General features: G+C 61.0%; 18 protein-coding genes and 1 pseudogene. 7 read left to right on the forward strand and 12 right to left on the reverse strand.

Features of this window, described 5'->3' with window-relative positions; translation table 11 throughout:
* Positions 1-89: 89 nt before the first annotated feature.
* The 7 genes from M2401_RS15040 to rfbB all read right to left on the reverse strand — a co-directional run bounded on the left by M2401_RS15040 (position 90) and on the right by rfbB (position 7,426).
* Entirely contained in the window at positions 90-548 is a 459-nt protein-coding gene (locus tag M2401_RS15040; protein WP_259104031.1) for a thioesterase domain-containing protein, read from the reverse strand.
* A gap of 169 nt (positions 549-717) precedes the next feature.
* Positions 718-2,097 (reverse strand): sigma-54 dependent transcriptional regulator, encoded by a 1,380-nt coding sequence (locus tag M2401_RS15045; RefSeq protein WP_259104032.1) that lies wholly within the window; start codon positions 2,095-2,097, stop codon positions 718-720.
* The gene (locus M2401_RS15050) at positions 2,094-3,905 is read right to left on the reverse strand and encodes an ATP-binding protein (RefSeq protein WP_259104033.1); all 1,812 of its coding nucleotides are present in this window, start codon (positions 3,903-3,905) and stop codon (positions 2,094-2,096) included. The genes M2401_RS15045 and M2401_RS15050 overlap by 4 nt, the downstream gene beginning before the upstream one ends.
* Before the next feature lie 149 nt (positions 3,906-4,054).
* Complete coding sequence (gene rfbD, locus M2401_RS15055; RefSeq protein ID WP_259104034.1) at positions 4,055-4,924, reverse strand: dTDP-4-dehydrorhamnose reductase; 870 nt, start codon at positions 4,922-4,924, stop codon at positions 4,055-4,057.
* A 5-nt stretch (positions 4,925-4,929) separates the two neighbouring features.
* The gene (rfbC, locus tag M2401_RS15060; RefSeq protein ID WP_259104035.1) at positions 4,930-5,475 is read right to left on the reverse strand and encodes a dTDP-4-dehydrorhamnose 3,5-epimerase; all 546 of its coding nucleotides are present in this window, start codon (positions 5,473-5,475) and stop codon (positions 4,930-4,932) included.
* Positions 5,472-6,347 carry a glucose-1-phosphate thymidylyltransferase RfbA gene (rfbA, locus tag M2401_RS15065; RefSeq protein ID WP_259104036.1) on the reverse strand — a complete coding sequence of 292 codons (876 nt, stop codon included), beginning with the start codon at positions 6,345-6,347 and terminating at the stop codon, positions 5,472-5,474. The genes rfbC and rfbA overlap by 4 nt, the downstream gene beginning before the upstream one ends.
* Complete coding sequence (gene rfbB / locus M2401_RS15070; protein ID WP_259104037.1) at positions 6,344-7,426, reverse strand: dTDP-glucose 4,6-dehydratase; 1,083 nt, start codon at positions 7,424-7,426, stop codon at positions 6,344-6,346. The genes rfbA and rfbB overlap by 4 nt, the downstream gene beginning before the upstream one ends.
* Before the next feature lie 478 nt (positions 7,427-7,904).
* Between rfbB and M2401_RS15075 the strand changes: the two genes are divergently transcribed.
* The 7 genes from M2401_RS15075 to M2401_RS15105 all read left to right on the forward strand — a co-directional run bounded on the left by M2401_RS15075 (position 7,905) and on the right by M2401_RS15105 (position 16,300).
* Positions 7,905-10,820, forward strand: a complete 2,916-nt coding sequence (locus M2401_RS15075) for an aminotransferase (protein ID WP_259104038.1) — start codon at positions 7,905-7,907, stop codon at positions 10,818-10,820.
* A 252-nt stretch (positions 10,821-11,072) separates the two neighbouring features.
* Positions 11,073-12,179, forward strand: a complete 1,107-nt coding sequence (aguA, locus tag M2401_RS15080) for an agmatine deiminase (RefSeq protein ID WP_259104040.1) — start codon at positions 11,073-11,075, stop codon at positions 12,177-12,179.
* A gap of 201 nt (positions 12,180-12,380) precedes the next feature.
* Entirely contained in the window at positions 12,381-12,584 is a 204-nt protein-coding gene (locus M2401_RS15085; RefSeq protein ID WP_259104042.1) for a hypothetical protein, read from the forward strand.
* Positions 12,585-12,837: 253 nt separating this feature from the next.
* Positions 12,838-14,109 (forward strand): OprD family porin, encoded by a 1,272-nt coding sequence (locus M2401_RS15090; RefSeq protein WP_259104044.1) that lies wholly within the window; start codon positions 12,838-12,840, stop codon positions 14,107-14,109.
* 136 nt (positions 14,110-14,245) lie between these two features.
* On the forward strand, positions 14,246-15,019 hold the full coding sequence (locus M2401_RS15095; protein ID WP_259104045.1) for a helix-turn-helix domain-containing protein: 774 nt from the start codon (positions 14,246-14,248) through the stop codon (positions 15,017-15,019).
* Positions 15,020-15,130: 111 nt separating this feature from the next.
* Complete coding sequence (locus M2401_RS15100) at positions 15,131-15,304, forward strand: XapX domain-containing protein (protein WP_259104047.1); 174 nt, start codon at positions 15,131-15,133, stop codon at positions 15,302-15,304.
* A gap of 36 nt (positions 15,305-15,340) precedes the next feature.
* Positions 15,341-16,300, forward strand: coding sequence for a zinc-binding alcohol dehydrogenase family protein (locus M2401_RS15105; RefSeq protein ID WP_259104049.1), 960 nt, complete (start codon positions 15,341-15,343; stop codon positions 16,298-16,300).
* Between the two features lie 88 nt (positions 16,301-16,388).
* Here M2401_RS15105 and M2401_RS15110 read toward each other — a convergent pair whose 3' ends face one another.
* The 5 genes and pseudogenes from M2401_RS15110 to M2401_RS34535 form a co-directional block, all read right to left on the reverse strand.
* The gene (locus M2401_RS15110) at positions 16,389-16,706 is read right to left on the reverse strand and encodes a hypothetical protein (RefSeq protein ID WP_259104050.1); all 318 of its coding nucleotides are present in this window, start codon (positions 16,704-16,706) and stop codon (positions 16,389-16,391) included.
* Between the two features lie 304 nt (positions 16,707-17,010).
* Positions 17,011-17,268 carry a HigA family addiction module antitoxin gene (locus M2401_RS15115; protein ID WP_259104052.1) on the reverse strand — a complete coding sequence of 86 codons (258 nt, stop codon included), beginning with the start codon at positions 17,266-17,268 and terminating at the stop codon, positions 17,011-17,013.
* A 112-nt stretch (positions 17,269-17,380) separates the two neighbouring features.
* On the reverse strand, positions 17,381-17,635 hold the full coding sequence (locus tag M2401_RS15120) for a hypothetical protein (protein WP_259104053.1): 255 nt from the start codon (positions 17,633-17,635) through the stop codon (positions 17,381-17,383).
* Between the two features lie 345 nt (positions 17,636-17,980).
* A complete protein-coding gene (locus tag M2401_RS34530) occupies positions 17,981-18,844 on the reverse strand; it encodes a methyl-accepting chemotaxis protein (protein WP_409033932.1) in 864 nt (287 codons plus the stop codon).
* A pseudogene (locus tag M2401_RS34535) lies at positions 18,839-19,600 on the reverse strand (MCP four helix bundle domain-containing protein); the annotation flags it as partial. The pseudogene M2401_RS34535 and the gene M2401_RS34530, both read right to left, overlap by 6 nt.
* Between the last annotated feature and the right edge of the window lie 371 nt (positions 19,601-19,971).

Raw genomic sequence — 19,971 nt, forward strand, 5'->3', positions numbered from 1 at the left:
GCGAATTCGCCAGTGAATATACCGATGCCTTCGCGGATGAATCCGCTCCCACAGTAAAGAGTTGCTCCAATTCAACCAGGCGATGAGCCTCAGCGATGCAACACAAACTGCCCGACAAACCGCACCGCGTCCGCCTCACTGCCCTCGGCGACAATCCGTGTGTGCAGCGCCAGCCGCGCGCGTCCGCGGCGTTGGTAGGTGGTGATGAATTTGTCCCAGAGTGCCGCATCCGGCGCGTCGCAGATGGCCACGGCATCGCTCTTGACCGGCAGCGGATAGCTGATCTGGCCATCCTGAATGACGATATGCCCGTCCTCGATCCCCGCCTCGCGCAGGCGCACATGCAACCAGCCCCAACCTGCCAGCACCGCGCCGCAATACAGGCTGCCGCCGAATAGCGTGCTCTTGTGATTGATGTTCGGTGCCAGTGGCAGATGCAGGCGCAGTTGCCCGTTTTTCCAGCTCAGGACCTTGAGACCCATGTCGCGGGTCAGGGGGATGTCGTGGTGCAGGACCTGTTCGAGGTCGTGGGCCATATGCTCAGTCATTTGTTATCCAGTAGTACAGGTAGCCGCGATTTTGGTCGATCCTGTGGGAGCGAATTGCGGAACTGAATTGTGGGAGCGAATTCATTCGCGAAGAGGCCGATACATTCGATACATCTCTATCGATCAAAACATCGCCTTCGCGAATGAATTCGCTCCCACCATGTAACGATCATTCATGATCATCCTGACTATTCGCACTATCGGCGAAATTCAGCCCATGTTTGCGTAACTTGTCGTGCAAGGTCTTGCGCGGCAGGCCCAGGGCTTCGGCGAGGCTGCGCATGGAACTGTGAGAGCGGGTCAGTTCGGCGGCGATCAGGGCGCGTTCGAAGTTCTCCACCTGTTCGCTCAAGCCGCCGTTGGCATTGGCAGACACTTCCTTGCCTTCCAGCTCCAGCTCCAGGCCGAGGGCAAAGCGTTCGGCGGCGTTTTGCAGTTCGCGTACGTTGCCCGGCCAGTTATGCCGCAATAGCAGGGCGCGCTGGCCCGGCTGCAATTCGTGCTTGCCCAGGCCATGGCGCAGGGCGGCGGCGTCGGCGAAGTGCTGAAACAGCATCAAGGCGTCTTCGCCACGCTCACGCAGGGGCGGGATGCGCAGCGGCGCGACGTTGAGGCGGTAATACAGGTCGGCACGGAAGCGGCCCTGATCCGCCGACTGGCGCAGGTCTTCCTTGGTCGCAGCGATTACGCGGATATCCAGGGGTATCTGTTGATTGCCACCCAGGCGCTCGACCACGCGCTCCTGCAACAGCCGCAGCAGTTTGACCTGCACGTCCATGCTCATGCTTTCGATTTCATCGAGGAACAGCGTGCCGCCATTGGCGAATTCGAACTTGCCGATGCGGCGTTTCTGCGCCCCGGTAAACGCCCCCGGCTCGTGACCGAACAGCTCGCTTTCTACCACCGACTCGGCCAAAGCCCCGGCGTTGATTGCCACGAACGGGCCGTTACGGCGGCTCGACAGGTCGTGCAGCGCCCGGGCCACCACTTCTTTACCCGCGCCGGTTTCGCCGAGGATCAGCACGTCGGCACGTGTGCCGGCCAGAGCACCGATCTGTTCGCGCAGGCGCAGCATCGGCGCCGATTGACCGACCAGACGAGTGCTCAGTTGCTGACGATCACTCAGGGCCAGGCGCAGGCTGCGGTTATCCAGAACCAGGCGGCGCAAGGCCAGGGCACGGCGCACACTGTCGAGCAGGGCATCGCTGGCGAAGGGTTTTTCCAGAAAATCATAGGCCCCGGCGCGCATGGCCTGCACGGCCAGGGGGACGTCGCCGTGACCGGTGATCAGCAGCACCGGTAGTTCCGGATCCTGCTCATGCAGCTGCTTGAGCAGTTCCAGGCCATCGATGCCCGGCATACGGATATCGCTGACCACCACGCCCGGCCAGTCCCGCTCGATGCGCGCGGCCACGCCCTGGGCTTCGGCCAGCGACATGACTTTGAGCCCGGCCAGGTCCAGCGTCTGGCTCAGGGCCTGGCGCAGATGGGGGTCGTCGTCGATCAGCAACACCTGGGTCCGGCTGTCGATGGCGGTGTCCATGCTCATGCGGAAAGATCCTCTGGCGGTTGCAGGTTGACTCCGGAGGCACCGGCTCGCAGACGCAGGGTCAGCAGGGCGCCGCCGTCGGGGTGGTTGGCGAACAGCAATTCGCCGCCCAGGGCGCGCATCAGCGTATCGCAGATGGCCAGGCCCAGCCCCAGACCCTGAGTGCGGGTCTTGGTGGTGAAAAACGGCTCGCGGGCCCGGGCCAGTGCTTCGGCTGAAAACCCCGGGCCGTTATCGCGAATGTACAGGTTGACGCCCTCGGCGCTGGTTTCGGCACTGAGCCAGAGTTTGCGCGGCGGGCCTTTCTCGGTCAGGGCATCGAGGGCGTTGGCCAGCAGGTTGCCCAGTACCTGGCGCAGACGGGTTTCCCCGGCCTGCACCCACAGGGTCGCAGCGGGCAGGTCGCGGATCAGCTCCACGTCCATGGCCCGTCGGCGTTTGGCCAGCAGGGCCAGGGCATCGTCCAGCGCCGGTTGCAGGGCGACGCTTTCCGGGGCATGGCGGTCGCGGCGGGCAAAGGCGCGCAGGTGGGCAATGATCGAGGCCATGCGGCCGGTCAATTCGCTGATCAGCTTGAGGTTGCCACGAGCGTCGTCGGTACGTTGATGGTCCAGCAGCACCTCGGCGTTTTCCGCATAACTGCGAATCGCCGCCAGGGGTTGATTGAGTTCATGGCTTATGCTCGCCGACATGGTGCCCAGCGCCGACAGCTTGCCGGCCTGAACCAGTTCGTCCTGAGCGCGGACCAGTTCCTGCTGGGCCTGCTCGCGCTCCAGGACTTCCTGACGCAGGCGGCTGTTGAGGCCTTCGAGGTCGCTGGTGCGTTCGATCACGCGCATTTCCAGCTCGCGCCGGGCCTTGGCTTCGAAGGCGATGCGGTCCAGATAGTGGCGGCGGCGCTGCATCATGATGCCCAGCAGCGAGATCAACACCAGCAAGGCTGCCGCGCCGACTGCGACCACAGTGCGTACCGGGCGGTCGATCAGGGCGCGGGGCGCGAGAATATTTACGCTCCAACCGATTTCGTCGATCTGCTGGGTCTGGGTCAGCCAGGCTTGTTCATCCAGGCGCAGGGGCAGGGGATCGTTGGTCGGATAAGTCTGCACCGAAACAATCGATTGCTTCTCGGCATTGGTCAGCGGGCGTGTCGCCCGAAAGCGCCAGTCCGGGCGCGAGGTCAGAATCACCACGCCGTTCTGGTCAGTCAGCAACAGCTGTTCCGGCGTCTTGCCCCACAGGGTTTCGGTGTGGTCCAGATCGACCTTGATCACCAGTACGCCAATGACCTGATCGCCATCATGCACGGCACCGGCGAAGAAGTAGCCACGCTTGGCCGAGGTGGTGCCCAGACCGAAGAAGCGGCCCAGCTTGCCCGCCATGGCTTCGTTGAAATACGGACGGAAAGCGAAGTTGCGTCCGACGAAGCTATCGCGCTGATCCCAGTTGGACGCGGCCAGAGTGCGGCCATTGGTATTCATCAGGTACATGACGTCGGCGCCGGTCTGCTGGGCGATATCACGCAACAGGTGGTTGGCCTTATCGACGTTGTTAAGGCTCTGCGGCATCAGCAGGGTGTCGCGCAGCACCGGCAGGTCATTGAGAATCTGCGGCAGGGTCTCGTAACGGTGCAGGGTGCCGAGCAGGTTGGCGACGTAAAGGTCCAGGGTCTGGCGGTTCTGGCTGACCAGCTCGCTGCGGTAATAGTGCTCGGCCAGGTGTTGCAACGGCCACAGCAGCGGCGTCAGGCACAGGGCCAACAGGGCGAGACTGCGCCAGCGGGGGCGGCGGGGGACGGTCGATGAGTTCATGCTGGGCATTATGCTGTAGGAGCCGGCTTGCTGGCGATGGCGCCAGGTCAATCACCTCAGGGGTAGCGTTTGGCACTTGTTGCCACCCACTTGGCTCATTTCAACGGGATAGCTTTTGCTCAGTAAAATCTCGGCAATAGGTGGCGTTCTCAGCCCTGCGCCGCCAGACACTCCAATAACGCCCCATGCCAATGCGCCTGATGCACGCCCCATTGTTCCTGCAACCGCCCGCAATCCAGCCGCGAATTGAGCGGGCGGGTGGCCGGGGTGGGGTAGGCGCTGGAGGGAATGGCCTTGAGGGTGGCGCAGCGTTTGCCCTGATTGATCAAATCTTGACCAATGGCCTCGGCAAAACCGAACCACGAGGTCTCGCCATTCGCCGTCAGGTGATAGGTGCCCCATTCGCCTGCCTGACCAGCCTGCCAGCGCTCGATCAACTGGCGGGTGCTGGCGGCGATGGTGCCTGCCCAGGTCGGTGCACCGATCTGGTCGCTGACCACGGACAGCTCGTCGCGCTCTTGCAGCAGGCGTTGCATGGTCAGCAGGAAGTTTTTGCCGACCGTGGAGTAGACCCAACTGGTGCGCAGGATCAGGTACTGCCCGCCCACCGCCGCGATGGCCTGTTCACCGGCCCACTTACTGGCGCCGTAGATGCTCTGCGGGTTGACCGGGTCGTCCTCGCTATAGCGCCCGACTTTACTGCCGTCGAACACGTAGTCGGTGGAGTAGTGAATCAGCGGGATCGCCAGCACCTTGGCCGCTGTGGCCAAGGCTCCGGCGGCCAGACTATTGACCCGCAACGCCGCCAACGCATCGCTTTCGGCCTGATCCACGGCGGTGTAGGCCGCTGCGTTGATGATCAGGTCCGGCTTGAGGGCCAGCACGCGTTCGACGATGGCCGCCGGTTGCGCCAGGTCCAGCTCGTCGCGACCCAGTACCACCAGCTCGCCCAGATCCGCCAGGCTGTGTTGCAAGGCCTGGGAAACCTGGCCGTGGCGGCCGCTGATCAAAATCTTCATAGGCTTCATGGAAACAGGTCCGCGTCTTTCAGGTCGCTGCCTTGCTGGTCCTTGCCCGACAACAGCGGCGCCTGGTCCAGTTGCCAGTCGATGGCCAACTCGGGGTCATCCCAGCGAATGCAGCGTTCGGCAGCGGGGGTGTAGTAGTCGGTGGTCTTGTAGAGAAACTCGGCGTAGTCGCTGAGCACCACGAAGCCGTGGGCAAAGCCTTGCGGCACCCACAGCTGACGATGGTTTTCTGCCGACAGGCGCACGCCGACCCACTGGCCGAAGGTCTTGGAGCTGCGGCGGATGTCGACGGCGATATCCAGCACTTCGCCAGCAGTGACCCGCACCAGTTTGCCCTGGGCATTTTCGATCTGGTAATGCAGGCCGCGCAGCACGCCTTTCTGCGAGCGCGAATGGTTGTCCTGAACGAACTCGGTGCTGATCCCGGTAGCCTGGGCAAAGGCCTTGGCATTGAAGCTTTCATAGAAGAAGCCCCGGGCATCACCGAAAACTTTAGGCTCGATGATCAGCACATCAGGCAAATCACTGGCAATCACATTCACGGGTGTTCCCCTGCAAGCTTGAACAGATACTGGCCGTAGCCGGTCTTGCCGAAGTAGGCGGCGCGTTCGAGCAGGTGCTCGCGGTCGATCCACTCGTTCTGATAGGCGATTTCTTCGAGGCAGGCGACCTTCAGGCCCTGGCGGTGTTCGATGGTCTGCACGTATTGCGAGGCATCGAGCAGGCTGTCGTGGGTGCCGGTGTCGAGCCAGGCGAAGCCGCGGCCAAAGCGCTCGACGCGCAGGTCGCCGCGCTCCAGATAGGCGTTGTTGACGTCGGTGATTTCCAGCTCACCCCGTGGCGATGGCTTGACGTCCTTGGCGATGCGGATCACTTCGTTATCGTAGAAATACAGGCCGGTCACCGCGTAGCTGGACTTCGGCGCCTTGGGTTTTTCTTCGATGGACAGGGCATTGCCGTTCTCGTCGAAATCGATCACGCCGAAGCGCTCCGGGTCCTTGACCCAGTAGCCGAAGACCGTGGCCCCAGAGGTATGCTCGGCGGCCCGATGCAGCTGCTCGGAGAAGTGCTGGCCGTGGAAGATGTTGTCGCCCAGGATCAGGCACACCGAGTCATCACCGATAAACTCTTCGCCAATCAAAAAGGCTTGCGCCAGGCCATCGGGCTTGGGCTGTTCGGCGTAATGGAAGTGCACGCCGAACTGGCTGCCATCGCCCAACAGGCTGCGGTATTGCGGCAAGTCCTGGGGCGTGGAAATCACCAGGATCTCGCGAATCCCGGCCAGCATCAGCACCGAGATCGGGTAGTAGATCATCGGTTTGTCGTAGATCGGCAGCAGTTGCTTGGAAACGCCGAGGGTAATGGGGTGCAGGCGGGTGCCGGAGCCCCCGGCCAGTACAATGCCTTTGGTCATGCGATCAGATCCTTGGGGTCGGTGAAACCCAGTCTTTGTCCTTGGTAACTGCCGTCTTGAACCCGTTGGCACCACTCCAGGTTGTCCAGGTACCACTGCACGGTCTTGCGCAGGCCGGTCTCGAAGGTTTCCTGCGGTTTCCAGCCCAGTTCGCGTTCGATCTTGCTGGCGTCGATTGCGTAGCGCTGATCATGGCCGGGGCGATCGACCACATAGGTGATCAGGTCGGCATAGTGCGCCACGCCTTTGCGTTGCTCCGGGGCCAGCTCTTCGAGCAGGGCGCAGATACCGCGCACCACATCGATATTTTTCTGCTCGTTATGGCCGCCGATATTGTACGTCTCGCCGACGGCGCCCTCGGTGACCACCTTGAGCAGGGCGCGGGCGTGGTCCTCGACGAACAGCCAGTCGCGCACCTGCAGGCCGTTGCCATACACCGGCAGCGGCTTACCGGCCAGGGCATTGAGAATCACCAGCGGGATAAGCTTTTCCGGGAAATGGAACGGCCCGTAGTTGTTCGAACAGTTGGTGATCACCACCGGCAGCCCATAGGTGCGCTGCCAGGCCCGGACCAGATGGTCGGACGCCGCCTTGCTGGCCGAGTACGGCGAGCTGGGCGCGTAGGGCGTGGTTTCGGTGAACAGATCATCGACGCCGTGCAGGTCGCCATACACCTCGTCGGTGGAGATATGGTGGAAGCGAAACGCCCCACGCTCGCCTTCGGGCAGCGTCAGCCAGTAACGGCGCGTGGCTTCGAGCAGGCTGTAGGTGCCGACGATATTGGTCTGGATAAACTCTGACGGGCCATCGATCGAACGGTCAACATGGGACTCGGCCGCCAGGTGCATGATGGCCTGGGGCTGAAAGCGCACCAATACCGCACTGACCGTGGCCTGATCGACGATATCGGCCTGGACGAATTCGTAGCGCGTGTTGGTCGCGATGCTGGCCAGGGATTCGAGGTTGCCGGCATAGGTCAGTTTGTCGAAATTGAGAACATCGTGGTCCGTATGTTGGATCAGATGACGGATAAGCGCGGAGCCGATAAAGCCCGCGCCGCCGGTAACCAGTATGCGCATTGGATTGAGCCTTCTTCCTTGGTGGACGTCGGACATATGGAGCATAGCTTGTGGGGCGAAGCCGGGTCGCGCAAGCAGCATTGACCAGGAAGCCATCGGCGGGTGATGAAATATATTGATTGCGTTCGCGCGGTACGTCATAAAAATGCCGGTTAATGGGCCCGAAAGGCTGTCGCCATACCGGCGCTCTATAGTGAGGGGCCACCCTGGCGATCACGCCGCACTGTGGGAACGAGGCTTGCCCGCGAAGAACGATAATCCAGTGTGCCTGATTCACCGCATCGCACGCGCTTATCAAGCGTGGCACAGCTCTTTGGATTGGAATGACAGGGGGGAGTCGGCTTGCTGGCGATGGCGCCAGATCAGGCGCTAACGTTGCTGCGAGCGCTTCGCACTCGATCGCCAGCAAGCCGGCTCCCACCAGTGCTATGAAGCCGGTCCCACAAAAAATACTGTTAATTCAGATTCCGAGGTCCCCATGCCGCTCGCTACATTGATTCGCCGCTCCAGCCTGCCATGCCCCGACGTCAGTGCCGAACAGGCGTTGCAACTGCTGGCGAAGCATTACGGCCTTAGTGGCGCATTGACCGAGTTGGGCAGCCAGCAGGACCGCAACTTCCTGCTCGATACGGGGCAGGGGCGCTATGTCCTGAAAATCTGCCATGGCGCGTATTCGACCACTGAACTGGCCGCGCAACATGCCGCCCTGGGGCATCTGCAGCGGCACTCGGCGGCGCGAGTGCCGGCTGTGGTCGCGGCCAGTACCGGCGAAGAGCTGCTGTCCCTGGACATCGGCAATCAGCCGGTACATGCACGTCTGTTGTCGTTTATCGACGGTCAGTCCCTGGCCCATCTGCCACGCCTGGACCGGCATGTGCTGGTGGGCCTGGGCGAACTCTGCGCCCAAGTGGATTTGTCCCTGGCCGGGTTCAGTCATCCAGGCCTTGAGCGCACCCTGCAATGGGACCCACGCCATGCCCAGGCCCTGATCAAGCACCTATTACCAGTGCTGGTCGACGCCGATGCGCGCGATTGCATCGCCGCCGCCGCCGAGCAGGCCCATCAGCGTTTGCTGCCCTTGATCCCGGCGTTGCCGCTTCAGGCCGTGCATCTGGATATCACCGAATACAACGTGGTCTGGGCCCGTGATGAACAGCGCCAATGGCAACTGCAAGGCCTGATCGATTTCGGCGATCTGGTCAGCACCTGGCGCATTGCCGACCTGTCGGTGACCTGCGCGGCGCTGCTGCACCATGCCGATGGCGATCCGCTGTATATCCTCCCGGCCATTCACGCCTATCACGCGATCAACCCGTTGAGCCTGGCAGAGTTGCAGGCCCTGTGGCCGCTGATTGTCGCCCGCTCGGCGGTGCTGGTACTGAGCAGTGAACAACAGGCCAGTGTCGAGCCGGGTAACACCTATATCCAGACCAACCTGGCCAGTGAGTGGAATATCTTCGACGTCGCCACCTCGGTGCCCATGGCCTTGATGGAGGCAGCGATTCTGTCGGCACTGGGAATGGTTGCACCCGCGTCGCCCTCGTTGGCTATGACGCCGTTGCTGCCAGGTTTGCAGGGTGCACCCTTCACTCTGGTCGACCTCGGCGTGCTCAGCGAGCACTTCAGCGCGGGCAACTGGGAGCAGGAGGGTATCGACGAGCGCCTGTTGCAGCTGGCCGCGAAACAGACCGGCCAGGCCAGCAGCCGCTACGGTGAATATCGCTTGTCGCGCACTCGCCCCGACAGCTCCGATGAACCGGACACCTGCGCCCTGCATGTGGAGTTGTACCTGCCTGCGGGCACGGCCCTGCATGCACCGTTCGCCGGAACCCTGCGCCAGACCGCCGATGCCGCGCTGCTCTTGAGCAGCGATCAACTGAGCCTGCGCCTGTGGGGTGCAACCGGCGAACTGGGCATGGGCCGTGAGGTGGCCGCAGGCGGCGTGCTTGGCCTGGCCAATGGCACGGTACTGGTGCAACTCTGTACGCAACCCGAACTCAGCCCGCCGCTGTTTGCCCGACCCGGCTGGGCGGCGGCCTGGCAAACCCTGTGCCCTTCACCTGCGGCACTGCTGGGCTTTGATTGCGACGCCCCGGCCCTGGCCGATTCGGCGCAGTTGCTCGCCCGTCGCGACGCCAGCTTTGCCCGTTCGCAAAAGCATTACTACCAGGCGCCACCGCAGATCGAGCGCGGCTGGCGCAACCACCTGATCGACATGCAGGGGCGCTCCTATCTGGACATGCTCAATAATGTCGCGGTGCTCGGCCATGGTCATCCGCGCATGGCCCAGGTCGCCAGCCGCCAGTGGTCGTTGCTCAATACCAACTCGCGTTTTCACTATGCGTCGATTGCCGAATTCTCCGAGCGCCTGCTGGAACTGGCGCCTGAGGGCATGGACCGGGTTTTTCTGGTCAACAGCGGCAGCGAGGCCGATGACCTGGCCATTCGTCTGGCCTGGGCCTACAGCGGCGGGCGCGACATGCTCAGCGTGCTGGAGGCCTATCACGGCTGGACGGTGGCCACCGACGCGATTTCCACCTCCATCGCCGACAACCCGCAAGCCCTCAGTACCCGCCCGGACTGGGTCCATCCGGTGATGGCGCCGAACACCTGGCGCGGCGAATTCCGGGGCCCGGACAGCGGCCCCGAGTACGTGCGCAGCGTCGATGAGGTGCTGGCAAAACTGGATGCGCAGCAGCGTCAGATCGCCGGGTTCATCTGCGAACCGGTGTACGGCAATGCCGGAGGGATTTCTCTGCCCAAAGGTTATCTGCAGAGTGTTTATCAGAAGATCCGCGAGCGTGGCGGGGTGTGCATCGCCGATGAAATCCAGGTCGGCTATGGCCGTCTGGGCCACTACTTCTGGGGCTTCGAAGAGCAGGGCGTGGTGCCGGACATCATCACCATGGCCAAGGGCATGGGCAACGGCCACCCGCTGGGCGCGGTGATCACCCGCCGCGAAATCGCCGAAGCGCTGGAGGCCGAAGGTTATTTCTTCTCGTCGGCCGGAGGCAGCCCGGTCAGCTGTGCGATCGGCATGGCGGTGCTTGACGTCATGGAGCAGGAAAGCCTGTGGGAAAACGCCCGGGAAGTGGGCGATCACTTCAAGGCCCGCCTCGAAGCCCTGGCTGATGACCACCCCTTGGTCGGCGCAGTGCACGGCATGGGCTTCTACCTGGGCCTGGAGCTGGTCCGCGACCGCCAGACCCTGGAACCCGCCACCGAAGAAACCGCCGCCCTGTGCGAACGCTTGCGCGAACTGGGCATCTTTATGCAACCGACCGGGGATTACCTGAACATCCTCAAAATCAAACCGCCGATGTGCACGACACGCCAGAGTGTGGATTTTTTTGTGGATAGGGTTTCCAAGGTGCTCGCAGAACTCACGACCTAAGCCCGTTGGAGCAAGGCTTGCCCGCGAATGCGATCGTTCAGCCTCAGATAATGTATCGGATGTACGGCTCTCTTCGCGGGCAAGCCTCGCTCCAACGATTCTAATGACAGATTAATATCTGTTTATTTTGGGGTTATTTACGGTATTCATGGTTTTTAATGTTTTAAGGCGGATTTATATCGGCTATAAAAGCGCCAAAGATTGTCACACCCCGCCTGCTATGGTGGTAAGCCGCCCCTGGAGCCTTGATCGATGACCACACTTACCAGCACCCCACGCGCCGATGGCTTCCATATGCCTGCCGAGTGGGCGCCGCAGACCCAGACCTGGATGGTCTGGCCCGAGCGTGCGGACAACTGGCGCCTGGGCGGCAAGCCGGTGCAGAGCGCCCATGTCGCCGTGGCCAAGGCTATTGCCCGTTTCGAGCCAGTGACCGTTGCGGTGTCCGCCGCGCAGTATGACAACGCCTGCGCGCGTCTCGACATGCCGAATATCCGCGTCGTGGAAATCAGTAACAACGACGCCTGGGTCCGCGATACCGGGCCGACGTTCGTCATCAACGATCAGGGTGAAGTGCGCGGCGTCGACTGGGACTTCAACGCTTGGGGCGGTTTCGATGGCGGCCTGTATTCGCCGTGGAACCTCGACTCACAACTGGCGGGCAAGGTCCTGCACATGGAGCGCTGTCAGCGCTATCGCACCGAAGGCTTCGTGCTGGAAGGCGGCTCGATCCATGTCGACGGCGAAGGCACCCTCATCACCACCGAAGAGTGCCTGCTCAATCGCAACCGCAATCCGCACCTGACCCGCGAAGCCATCGAGCAGGTCCTGAGCGACAACCTGGCTGTGGATAAAGTCATCTGGCTGCCCGACGGCCTGTTCAATGACGAAACCGACGGTCATGTGGATAACTTCTGTTGCTACGTGCGTCCGGGCGAAGTGTTGTTGGCCTGGACCGATGATCCCAAAGACCCCAACTACCCACGTTGCCAGGCAGCAATGGGTATTTTGGAAAACTCCCGTGATGCCAAGGGCCGCCCGTTCATCGTGCACAAGATGCCGATTCCGGGTCCGTTGTTCGCCACCGAAGAAGAATGCGCAGGCGTCGATCAAGTGCACGGCAGCCAGGAGCGCAACCCTTCGGTGCGCTTGGCCGGCTCGTATGTAAACTTTCTGATCGTCAACGGCGGCATCATCGCGCCCAGCTTCGACGACCCTCTTGACGAAACCGCACGAAAAATCCTCCAGCAAATCTTCCCCGAACACGAGGTGGTGATGGTGCCGGGCCGTGAGCTGCTGCTGGGTGGCGGCAATATTCACTGCCTGACACAACAGCAGCCAGCCCCCCATATCGCCTGAAAAGTAACCTGCTCGTAACACCCCTGTTACGGAGTTGGTCTCGTTCTTGCTGTGGTAAGCCCATCCGACGATGGGCTTTTTTGTGGGTAACGCTTTGCGCGTTTATTCCCGCGATTAGCCGACGGCGGGTATTGCGTCGTTTCGTTGCTTTGTAACAAAACGCACGTACATTTAGCCCCTCACGCACCAAGAGGTTGTCCTATGAACGCAGGTATTGAGTCGCATCGCGCTCGTGGTCTGTCTGCTAGTAGCGAAGCTCGCCAGCTGATGGCGGATTGGTTAAGGACTACGAAAACCTCCAAGCCTCAGCGACCGGACGTTCGGCAAATGCTGCTGCAACGTTACCCCGCAGGCTTGATCGACGACGTCGAGCTTGAAGCTTTGCTTAATGTGCTCAAGGACTGAGCGCCCCCCCTTTCCAGCCATTTCGCAAACCGGTTGCAATATTTCTGTAACCCCCGAAATTGACACCTCCACGACCCACGGCTAGGATTCGCGTCCTCCGCCTGTGGCCGTGTGCCATAAACGTGCATCAGTAGTCCACTGCGATGATTTCGTGCCGCTTGCCCCGCCGGTCTTTGTGCCGCGAGCAAGCATCAGACACCCGAACAGGGCCGTCGCCACAGCGCGCGTGATTAATCTGCCTAAGGAAAACAAGATGTTTAATGCACGTTTCGCTCTGCTCGCCGTGAGCATCATGAGCGCAGGCCAAGCCATGGCCGAAGGTCAGGCCGACGCCAAGGGTTTCGTCGAAGACAGCAGCCTGAACCTGTTCCTGCGCAACGCCTACATCAACCGTGACTACAAGAATGGCAAAGACGACCGTGGCGAATGGGGCCAGGGTTTCACTGCCAACTTCAGCTCCGGCTTCACCCAGGGCACCATCGGCGTCGGCGTTGACGCCTTCGGCCTGTACGGCGTGCGTCTGGACGGTGGCAAAGGCCGCAGCGGTGCCGGTGGCATCGACTTCTTCAAGCAAGGCGACAGCGGCGAAGCCGCCGACACCCTGGGTCGTATGGGCGGCGCGGTGAAAGCCCGCTTCTCCAACACCACCATCAAGTACGGCGACCAGATGCCGCAACTGCCGGTGCTGAGCTACGACAACTCGCGTCTGCTGCCGGAAACCTACACAGGCACTTACATCTCCTCCAAAGAGATCAAGGACCTGGAAATCGTTGCCGGTCGTTTCACCCAGGAAGCCCGCAAGAGCGCTCAGGGTCGTGACAGTGGCGACCTGAAAAGCATCAACGTCTACGGTGCCAGCTACAAGTTCACCGACGCCTTCAGCGCCTCGTTCTACGGCTCCGACGACGAAGATGTGCTGAAGAAGCAGTACCTGAACCTGAACTACGTCTTCGCCCTGCCAGAAAGCCAGTCCCTGACCCTGGACTTCAACGGCTACAAGACCAAGCTGGATCGTGATTTCGCCGTCGACGACGCGCGCGACAACAAGATCTGGAGCCTGGCCGCGACCTGGGCCGTGGGCATCCACTCCTTCACCATCGCGCACCAGCGCAGCACCGGTGAAACCGGCTACAACTACGGCGGCTACCGCAACGCTGGCGGCACGGGCGATGGCGGCAACACCATCTACCTGGCCAACTCCTACTGGTCCGACTTCAACGGCAAGGACGAGCGCTCCTGGCAGTTGGGCTACGGCATCAACCTGTCCACTCTGGTCACTCCGGGCCTGAGCTACAAGGTTGCGTACGTGCGCGGCGACGACATCGACGACGGCACCAACCGTGGCAATGGCGAAGAACGCGAACTGTTCAGCCAGCTGAGCTACGTGGTCCAGAGCGGCCCGGCCAAAGACCTGTCGGTACGCCTGCGCAACTCGTGGCTGCGCGTGTCCGACAACGCCAGCGCGTACAACAGCGAAGGTAACGAAACCCGTATCTTCATTGACTATCCGATTAACGTGTTCTAATAATCGGCCGCTTGAAAAAACGCCTCGACTTGTCGGGGCGTTTTTTTGTCAGTTAGTGCCGCAAAAGGGCGCAAGGCTGACCGCGATGCCAACAATCTCGCTAACATGTAACAACTCTATTCAAGCCAGATCCATCATGGCCCTCGCCGCACCGCCTGACCTCAGCGATATCGCCGTCCCCGTGCAGCCCCTGGCGCGGACCTATCCTCGTGGGCGTTTTATCGAGCCCCATGAGCACGTCTGGGGGCAGGTGCTGTACGCCACGTCCGGGGTGATGTGGGTGGAAACGCCGGTCGAGGCCTTTGTCGTGCCGCCGCAACGGGCGGTGTGGCTGCCGCCCGGGGTGGTTCACGGGATTCGCGTGGTCACCGACCTTGAGATGCGCAATATCTACCTGCGCCCGGCCATTGCCGCGACGATGGAAAAGACCGTGCAGGTGTTCGAGGTGGGCGGGCTGATGCGCGAGCTGATTCTCGGCCTTGTCGCGCTGGATCGGGATCAGGAAGCCGAGTACTACGACGCCCTGGTGGGCCTGGCCCTGCTCGAACTGCAACGGGCCCGGCGCTCGCTGCTGAAAATCCCCCTGCCGGACGATTCCGACAGGCGCCTGAAAAATCTCTGTCAGGCGGTGATGAGCGATCCTTCCCTTGATATCCCCTTCGAACAACATGCGGAAAATGCCGGGGCCAGTGTGCGCACCCTGTCGCGCCTGTTTCAGAGCGCCCTCGGTATGGGCTTCGCCGAGTGGCGCCGTCAGGTGCAACTGGCCACCGCCGTGGCGGAGATCATTCAGGGCGTGCCGGTCAGCACCATCGCCCGCTCCCTGGGCTATTCGCCGAGCAGCTTCAGTGACATGTTCCGCCGCGAGCTGGGCATGGCGCCTTCGCAATACCCGGTCAGCCAGACCTGAGACAAGCTGGCCGAAATTCAGAAGTCCTTGGCCGATAGCTTTTTCGCCCCGTCCTTACACTCTGCGCATACCTGATGCATCGCCACGCGGTGCTTATGCACGGAGCCACTTATGAGCTACCTCATTTCCCTCGCCATCGGCACCGCTGTCGGCCTGCTGTACGGCGTCCTCGACTTCCGCTCGCCCGCGCCACCTGCTGTCGCGCTGGTCGGCCTGCTGGGCATGCAGCTCGGTGAACAACTCTGGCCCATGGGCAAACAGCTGTTCGCCCACTGGTTTGCCTGACCCCTTCTTGTGAATTTTCTGACGTCCGGAGACACCATGAACGCATTGCAATTTTCCCGTACCGGCGACCTCGCAGCCCTGGAATTCGTTGAAGTGGCCAAGCCTGTGCCTGCCGAAGGTGAAGTGCTGGTCGAGGTCAAGGCAGCGGGCCTGAACCCCAGCGATGTGAAAAACGTCCTCGGTCGTTTCCCCTACACCACCTTGCCGCGCATTCCCGGTCGCGACTTTGCCGGTGTCGTCGTCGAAGGCCCGCAAGACCTGATCGGCCAGGAAGTCTGGGGCACCGGCCGTGACCTGGGCTTCTTCCGCGACGGCTCCCACGCCCAGTACCTGACCCTGTCCGCCAAAGGCGTTGCGCACAAACCCAAGGCTTTGGACTTCGCCCAGGCCGCCAGCCTTGGCGTGCCTTACACCACCGCCTGGGATGCCTTGCAACGCAGTCTGGTCGACGCCAACACGCGTTTGTTGGTGATCGGTGCCAACGGCGCAGTGGGCAGCGCGACCTTGGCCCTGGCAAAAATCCTCGGCGCCAAGATCCTCGCCGCCGTACGCCGCCCGGAACAGCTCAAGGCCCTGCAGGCCCAAGGCTATGACGGCATCCTGTTGGACAAGGCCGAAGACCTGGGTTCCAGCGTCAACGCCGTATTCAAAGGCGGCGCCGACGTGATCTTCGACACCACCGGCTTCTGGCTGCCCGCCGCCGTCAGCGCCCTGGCCCCCTTCGGCCGCATCGCCATCATCGCTGCCCCGGTCGACGGCCACGTGCAACTCCCGGCCCTGGCCCTGTACCGCAAAGGCGGCTGCGTGGTTGGCATCAACTCCCTGCTCTACAACAGCGAAACCTGCGCGGGCATGCTCGAACAGTTCGGCAAATTCTTCGACCAGGGCCTGCTGCCACTGCCTGACGGCCTGCTGGAAACACCTCTGAGCCAAGGGCTGCAACGCTATGCCGAAGTGAATGAAGGGGCAGGGGATAAGGTGATTTTGATTCCGTGAATTGAGCTCGGTTGAAATACCTATCCTGTGGGACCGGCTTCAGCCGGGAAGGCGTACTCTCGTCTGGCGCCGGTCTCACCTGATTTTGCTACATAACCAACCTCATCCCCTCAACCGCCTTGCCCAGTTTCTCCTGCAACGGCGCGAGCAAACAGCGCACCTGCTCGGCATCGAGCTTGCGGTCGTACGCGCTGTCCATCATCAGCACCACCAGCGCCAGGGCATCGCTTACATCAGTGGCGCTCTGGAGGGTCTGGCCCAGTGCTTCCAATCCTCTATTTAACGACGACAGCTTATGCAGGATGGGCTCTGCGGCCGTATGGGGGAGCAGGGAGAGGGTTGTCTGGATTTCTTCCAGATCGAAAAAGGGACTCTTGCTATGGGTGTGTAGCGTGTAACCAGACATATCGAATTTCCTTCAATGGTTGAACCGTCCCTTTGCTGTCAACCAATGGGTGGCGGCTGTACGCGGGTTGACAGACCGGCCACCCAGCAAACCGGCGCACATACGTGTGCCCCACATACAGCCGCCATAGCGTTGCCTGGCGGGTGTTGCGGCTAAGTGAATCGGTCTGTCAAAACCGGCTGCGAAATGCAGCGAGCCGGGAGATTAGGCCGTGATTTACAAGCGACGCAACACGGCAAAGAGGGTATACGCAAACTTCAGAAGCGTCCTACAGCGCGGGGGTTTTGGGGCTGACAATTGGTTTCTATTTGTTTGCTGATTGCGCCTGCCACAGGTCCCAATCGGCCTGCACCGCCAGCCAGACTTTGGTACTGCCAATACCTGTACGCTCAAGACCCATAGCGAGATCCTGATCAACAGGCGCATGACCCTGCATCACTCGCAAAAGCGCCTGCGGCGCATAGCCTAGACGCCGGGCAAATTCGGCAATGTCTATATCGAGCGCGGGCAAAACATCGTCGAGGAGTATTTCGCCCGGATGAGGAGGGTTGAACATTGGCATATCGACATTCCCTTAGAAGTCATCCAAGTAGTTGAAGAGGGCGTGCCGCAGAAACCTAAAAGGCCCACTAAAAAGTGAGCCTTTTCCCGTTCAACCGTGTGTTACTGGCGCTTTACCGCGTCGATGGACTCGGCATCATCGCGATAGCGCCTTTGATCAACTCTTGCGCCTCTTTGAGCAGGCTCAACATCTTGCGCGACTTGTCCTGCGACTCCGCCGGCAAGTAAGCAGCCAGACGAGTCGCCACGGCAATGGCGCAGGTCAGGTAATCAGACGCAAACCCCAGCGAGTCCTGAGGCGTGATACCTCCCTTTTTCTGATTGAACAAATGGACGACATTCGTCGTCGAGTTTGTTGTCTCTTGCATGATCAAATTCCCAAAATGGTTGAGCCGAAACCCGCGAGGGCAACGGCCTTGCATACGGTCGCCAAGTGACCGCGGCGGCAGGTTAGAGGCCGGTTTGGGCCTCGCGCAAGGCGGGAAAACGATGGGACAGAAAGTTCAGATGGATCCTACATGGCGGGGTTTTGTGGTCTTACGGATGGGGTTTTGGAGTGCTGTCGGAAGGGGCTGACGCGGTGCATAACTTCAAAAAAATGCGGGTGTGATCGACTGGCTTGAATAGCAAAAAACAACCCGCTTTTTGACGGGTTGTTTCTGTACTCAGGGGGCGACCTTAGAACGGCTGCATTGATCTGCGGGCAGACTTGGTCACACCGTAAATCTATTGGTCATGGCTTTCAGCTCAATGGCCAACCTGGAAAGATCATGGCTGGCAGCACTGGTTTTCTCGGCGCCCTGGGAGGTTTGCTGGGACAGGTCGCGGATGCGCATCAGGTTGCCGTCTACCTCACGCGCCACCTGAGCCTGCTGCTCGGCGGCGGTCGCGATCACGATGTTACGGTCATTGATCACGCCCACCGCCGTCGTGATGAGATTGAGCGCGTGATCGGTGCGATTGGCCCGGTGCAGGGTTTCGCTCGTTTGCTCAGCACTGGACTGCATTGCATCCACGGTTTCGCGGGTCGACTGCTGCACTTTGCCGATCAAGGTTTCGATTTCGCGGGTGGATTGCCCTGTGCGCTGGGCCAGTGCCCGGACTTCGTCGGCCACGACAGCAAATCCACGACCTGCTTCACCGGCTCTGGCCGCTTCGATGGCGGCGTTGAGTGCGAGCAGATTGGTCTGCTCGGCGACCGATCGAATCACATCCAGCACCTTGCTGATATCGACCGTCTGCTGCGCCAGGCTCTGCACCCGCTCTGACGTAGCATTGACGCGAGTGACCATCGTATTCAACGACACAATGGTTTCGCCAAGCTCATTCTGGCCCTGTTGCGCGGTTTCCGAGGAGGCCTTCGACTCCGAGGACGTCGACACCGCATTGCGGGCAACTTCATCGATGGCAGCCGTCATCTGGTTGAACGCTGCGGCGGCCTGATCGATTTCTTGATTCTGCAAAAGCAACCCGCGGCTGCTTTGCGCCATGACCTGGCTCATTTCCTCGGCGGCTGTCGACAATTGGTCCGTGGACTGAGTGATCTGGCTGATGGTGCTGCGCAGGTTGGTCTGCATGACACTCAGGGACTGCAGCAATTGCGCGGGCTCATCCGTGCCGGAGCCGTCAATGGTGCCCGACAGATCGTTGGCGGCAATGCGTTTTGAAGTCGCAAGCGCTGCGCTCAGAGGCTTGTTGATGCTCAAACTGAAACGCCAGCTCAAGATCAGCGAAGCAACAATCGCCAGGCCAATTGCAATAAGCGCCACCAGCCGCGCCTGGCTGAACGTCTGCGCGGCATCGAGCGCCGCCTGATGGGCGTGCTCACGCTCAAGCTGGTTCAACAGCTCGGTCTGCTCGTTGATCGTGGCACCGAAGGCACCCATTGCATGAAGCTGGGCCGCAGCGTCATCGGCACGCCCGGTCTCCATCATCTTCAACTCAAGCAATACGCCGGCTTTGTAACTTTCATAGGCGCGGGAAAATTTGCCGAGGGCATCCTGCTTGGCCGGGGTGTCAGCGCTGAGGCGGTAATCGGCAAGGTTCTTGTCGATCTGGGTTTCCAGCTTGGTGATGGTATTCACTGCGGCCGCGTGGTCGGCGGCCGAACTGAACGCATGCACCTGATACGCCGCGATGCGCAGGCGCGAGACGTTCGCGCCCAGCTCATTGCTCAAATTGATGCCCGGTATGGACCGAGACTCCATCCCCTCGACGGTTTGACGAATCTCACCCATCTGCGCCACGCAAAACAGACCCAGCCCTATCAACATTACGATCATGACGGCGAAACACAGCAGCGTCCGGGCCTGAATCTTGAGTGCTCTTAACATTAGACTTTCTCGCCCGAAGGCCTCGTTGTGGCACCCAAAATGGCCGCATTGCGTGGCGACTATCCGTGCATCCCAGGTGGCAGTAGTTGTACAAAAACTATTTTCTGTACAGGATTTGTATCGGTTCGAGAGGGTGCTGTGAAAATCGTTCGACGGGAAAGGCAAAAATGAGGCTACTAGCCATCATTCGTCGTAAATGAGACGGTTAGTGTCGTTTTGAGACTGTTTGGTCAACGCTCGCGGATGAAGAGCATCCCACCATGGATGCGCCACGCAACGTCGGCAGCGGGCCGGCCAAGGGTGGCTTCAGGAAATGTGGAGCAAGGCAGGTACGACCCATGCTCACTGCGTCAGCGAATGCACAGGCATCT

It is taken from the genome of Pseudomonas sp. JUb42 (assembly GCF_024807945.1).
Classification (GTDB): domain Bacteria; phylum Pseudomonadota; class Gammaproteobacteria; order Pseudomonadales; family Pseudomonadaceae; genus Aquipseudomonas.

What these genes read in the sequence shown, in the direction of transcription:
- rfbB (WP_259104037.1), bottom strand. Translation starts at nt 7,426, where the DNA reads ATGCGCATACTGGTTACCGGCGGCGCGGGCTTTATCGGCTCCGCGCTT.
- M2401_RS15115 (WP_259104052.1), bottom strand. Translation starts at nt 17,268, where the DNA reads ATGCCAATGTTCAACCCTCCTCATCCGGGCGAAATACTCCTCGACGAT.
- rfbA (WP_259104036.1), bottom strand. Translation starts at nt 6,347, where the DNA reads ATGACCAAAGGCATTGTACTGGCCGGGGGCTCCGGCACCCGCCTGCAC.
- M2401_RS15085 (WP_259104042.1), top strand. Translation starts at nt 12,381, where the DNA reads ATGAACGCAGGTATTGAGTCGCATCGCGCTCGTGGTCTGTCTGCTAGT.
- M2401_RS15100 (WP_259104047.1), top strand. Translation starts at nt 15,131, where the DNA reads ATGAGCTACCTCATTTCCCTCGCCATCGGCACCGCTGTCGGCCTGCTG.
- M2401_RS15040 (WP_259104031.1), bottom strand. Translation starts at nt 548, where the DNA reads ATGACTGAGCATATGGCCCACGACCTCGAACAGGTCCTGCACCACGAC.
- M2401_RS15045 (WP_259104032.1), bottom strand. Translation starts at nt 2,097, where the DNA reads ATGAGCATGGACACCGCCATCGACAGCCGGACCCAGGTGTTGCTGATC.
- M2401_RS34530 (WP_409033932.1), bottom strand. Translation starts at nt 18,844, where the DNA reads ATGCAGACCAACCTGCGCAGCACCATCAGCCAGATCACTCAGTCCACG.
- M2401_RS15120 (WP_259104053.1), bottom strand. Translation starts at nt 17,635, where the DNA reads ATGCAAGAGACAACAAACTCGACGACGAATGTCGTCCATTTGTTCAAT.
- M2401_RS15090 (WP_259104044.1), top strand. Translation starts at nt 12,838, where the DNA reads ATGTTTAATGCACGTTTCGCTCTGCTCGCCGTGAGCATCATGAGCGCA.
- M2401_RS15075 (WP_259104038.1), top strand. Translation starts at nt 7,905, where the DNA reads ATGCCGCTCGCTACATTGATTCGCCGCTCCAGCCTGCCATGCCCCGAC.
- rfbD (WP_259104034.1), bottom strand. Translation starts at nt 4,924, where the DNA reads ATGAAGATTTTGATCAGCGGCCGCCACGGCCAGGTTTCCCAGGCCTTG.
- M2401_RS15050 (WP_259104033.1), bottom strand. Translation starts at nt 3,905, where the DNA reads ATGAACTCATCGACCGTCCCCCGCCGCCCCCGCTGGCGCAGTCTCGCC.
- M2401_RS15095 (WP_259104045.1), top strand. Translation starts at nt 14,246, where the DNA reads ATGGCCCTCGCCGCACCGCCTGACCTCAGCGATATCGCCGTCCCCGTG.
- M2401_RS15105 (WP_259104049.1), top strand. Translation starts at nt 15,341, where the DNA reads ATGAACGCATTGCAATTTTCCCGTACCGGCGACCTCGCAGCCCTGGAA.
- M2401_RS15110 (WP_259104050.1), bottom strand. Translation starts at nt 16,706, where the DNA reads ATGTCTGGTTACACGCTACACACCCATAGCAAGAGTCCCTTTTTCGAT.
- aguA (WP_259104040.1), top strand. Translation starts at nt 11,073, where the DNA reads ATGACCACACTTACCAGCACCCCACGCGCCGATGGCTTCCATATGCCT.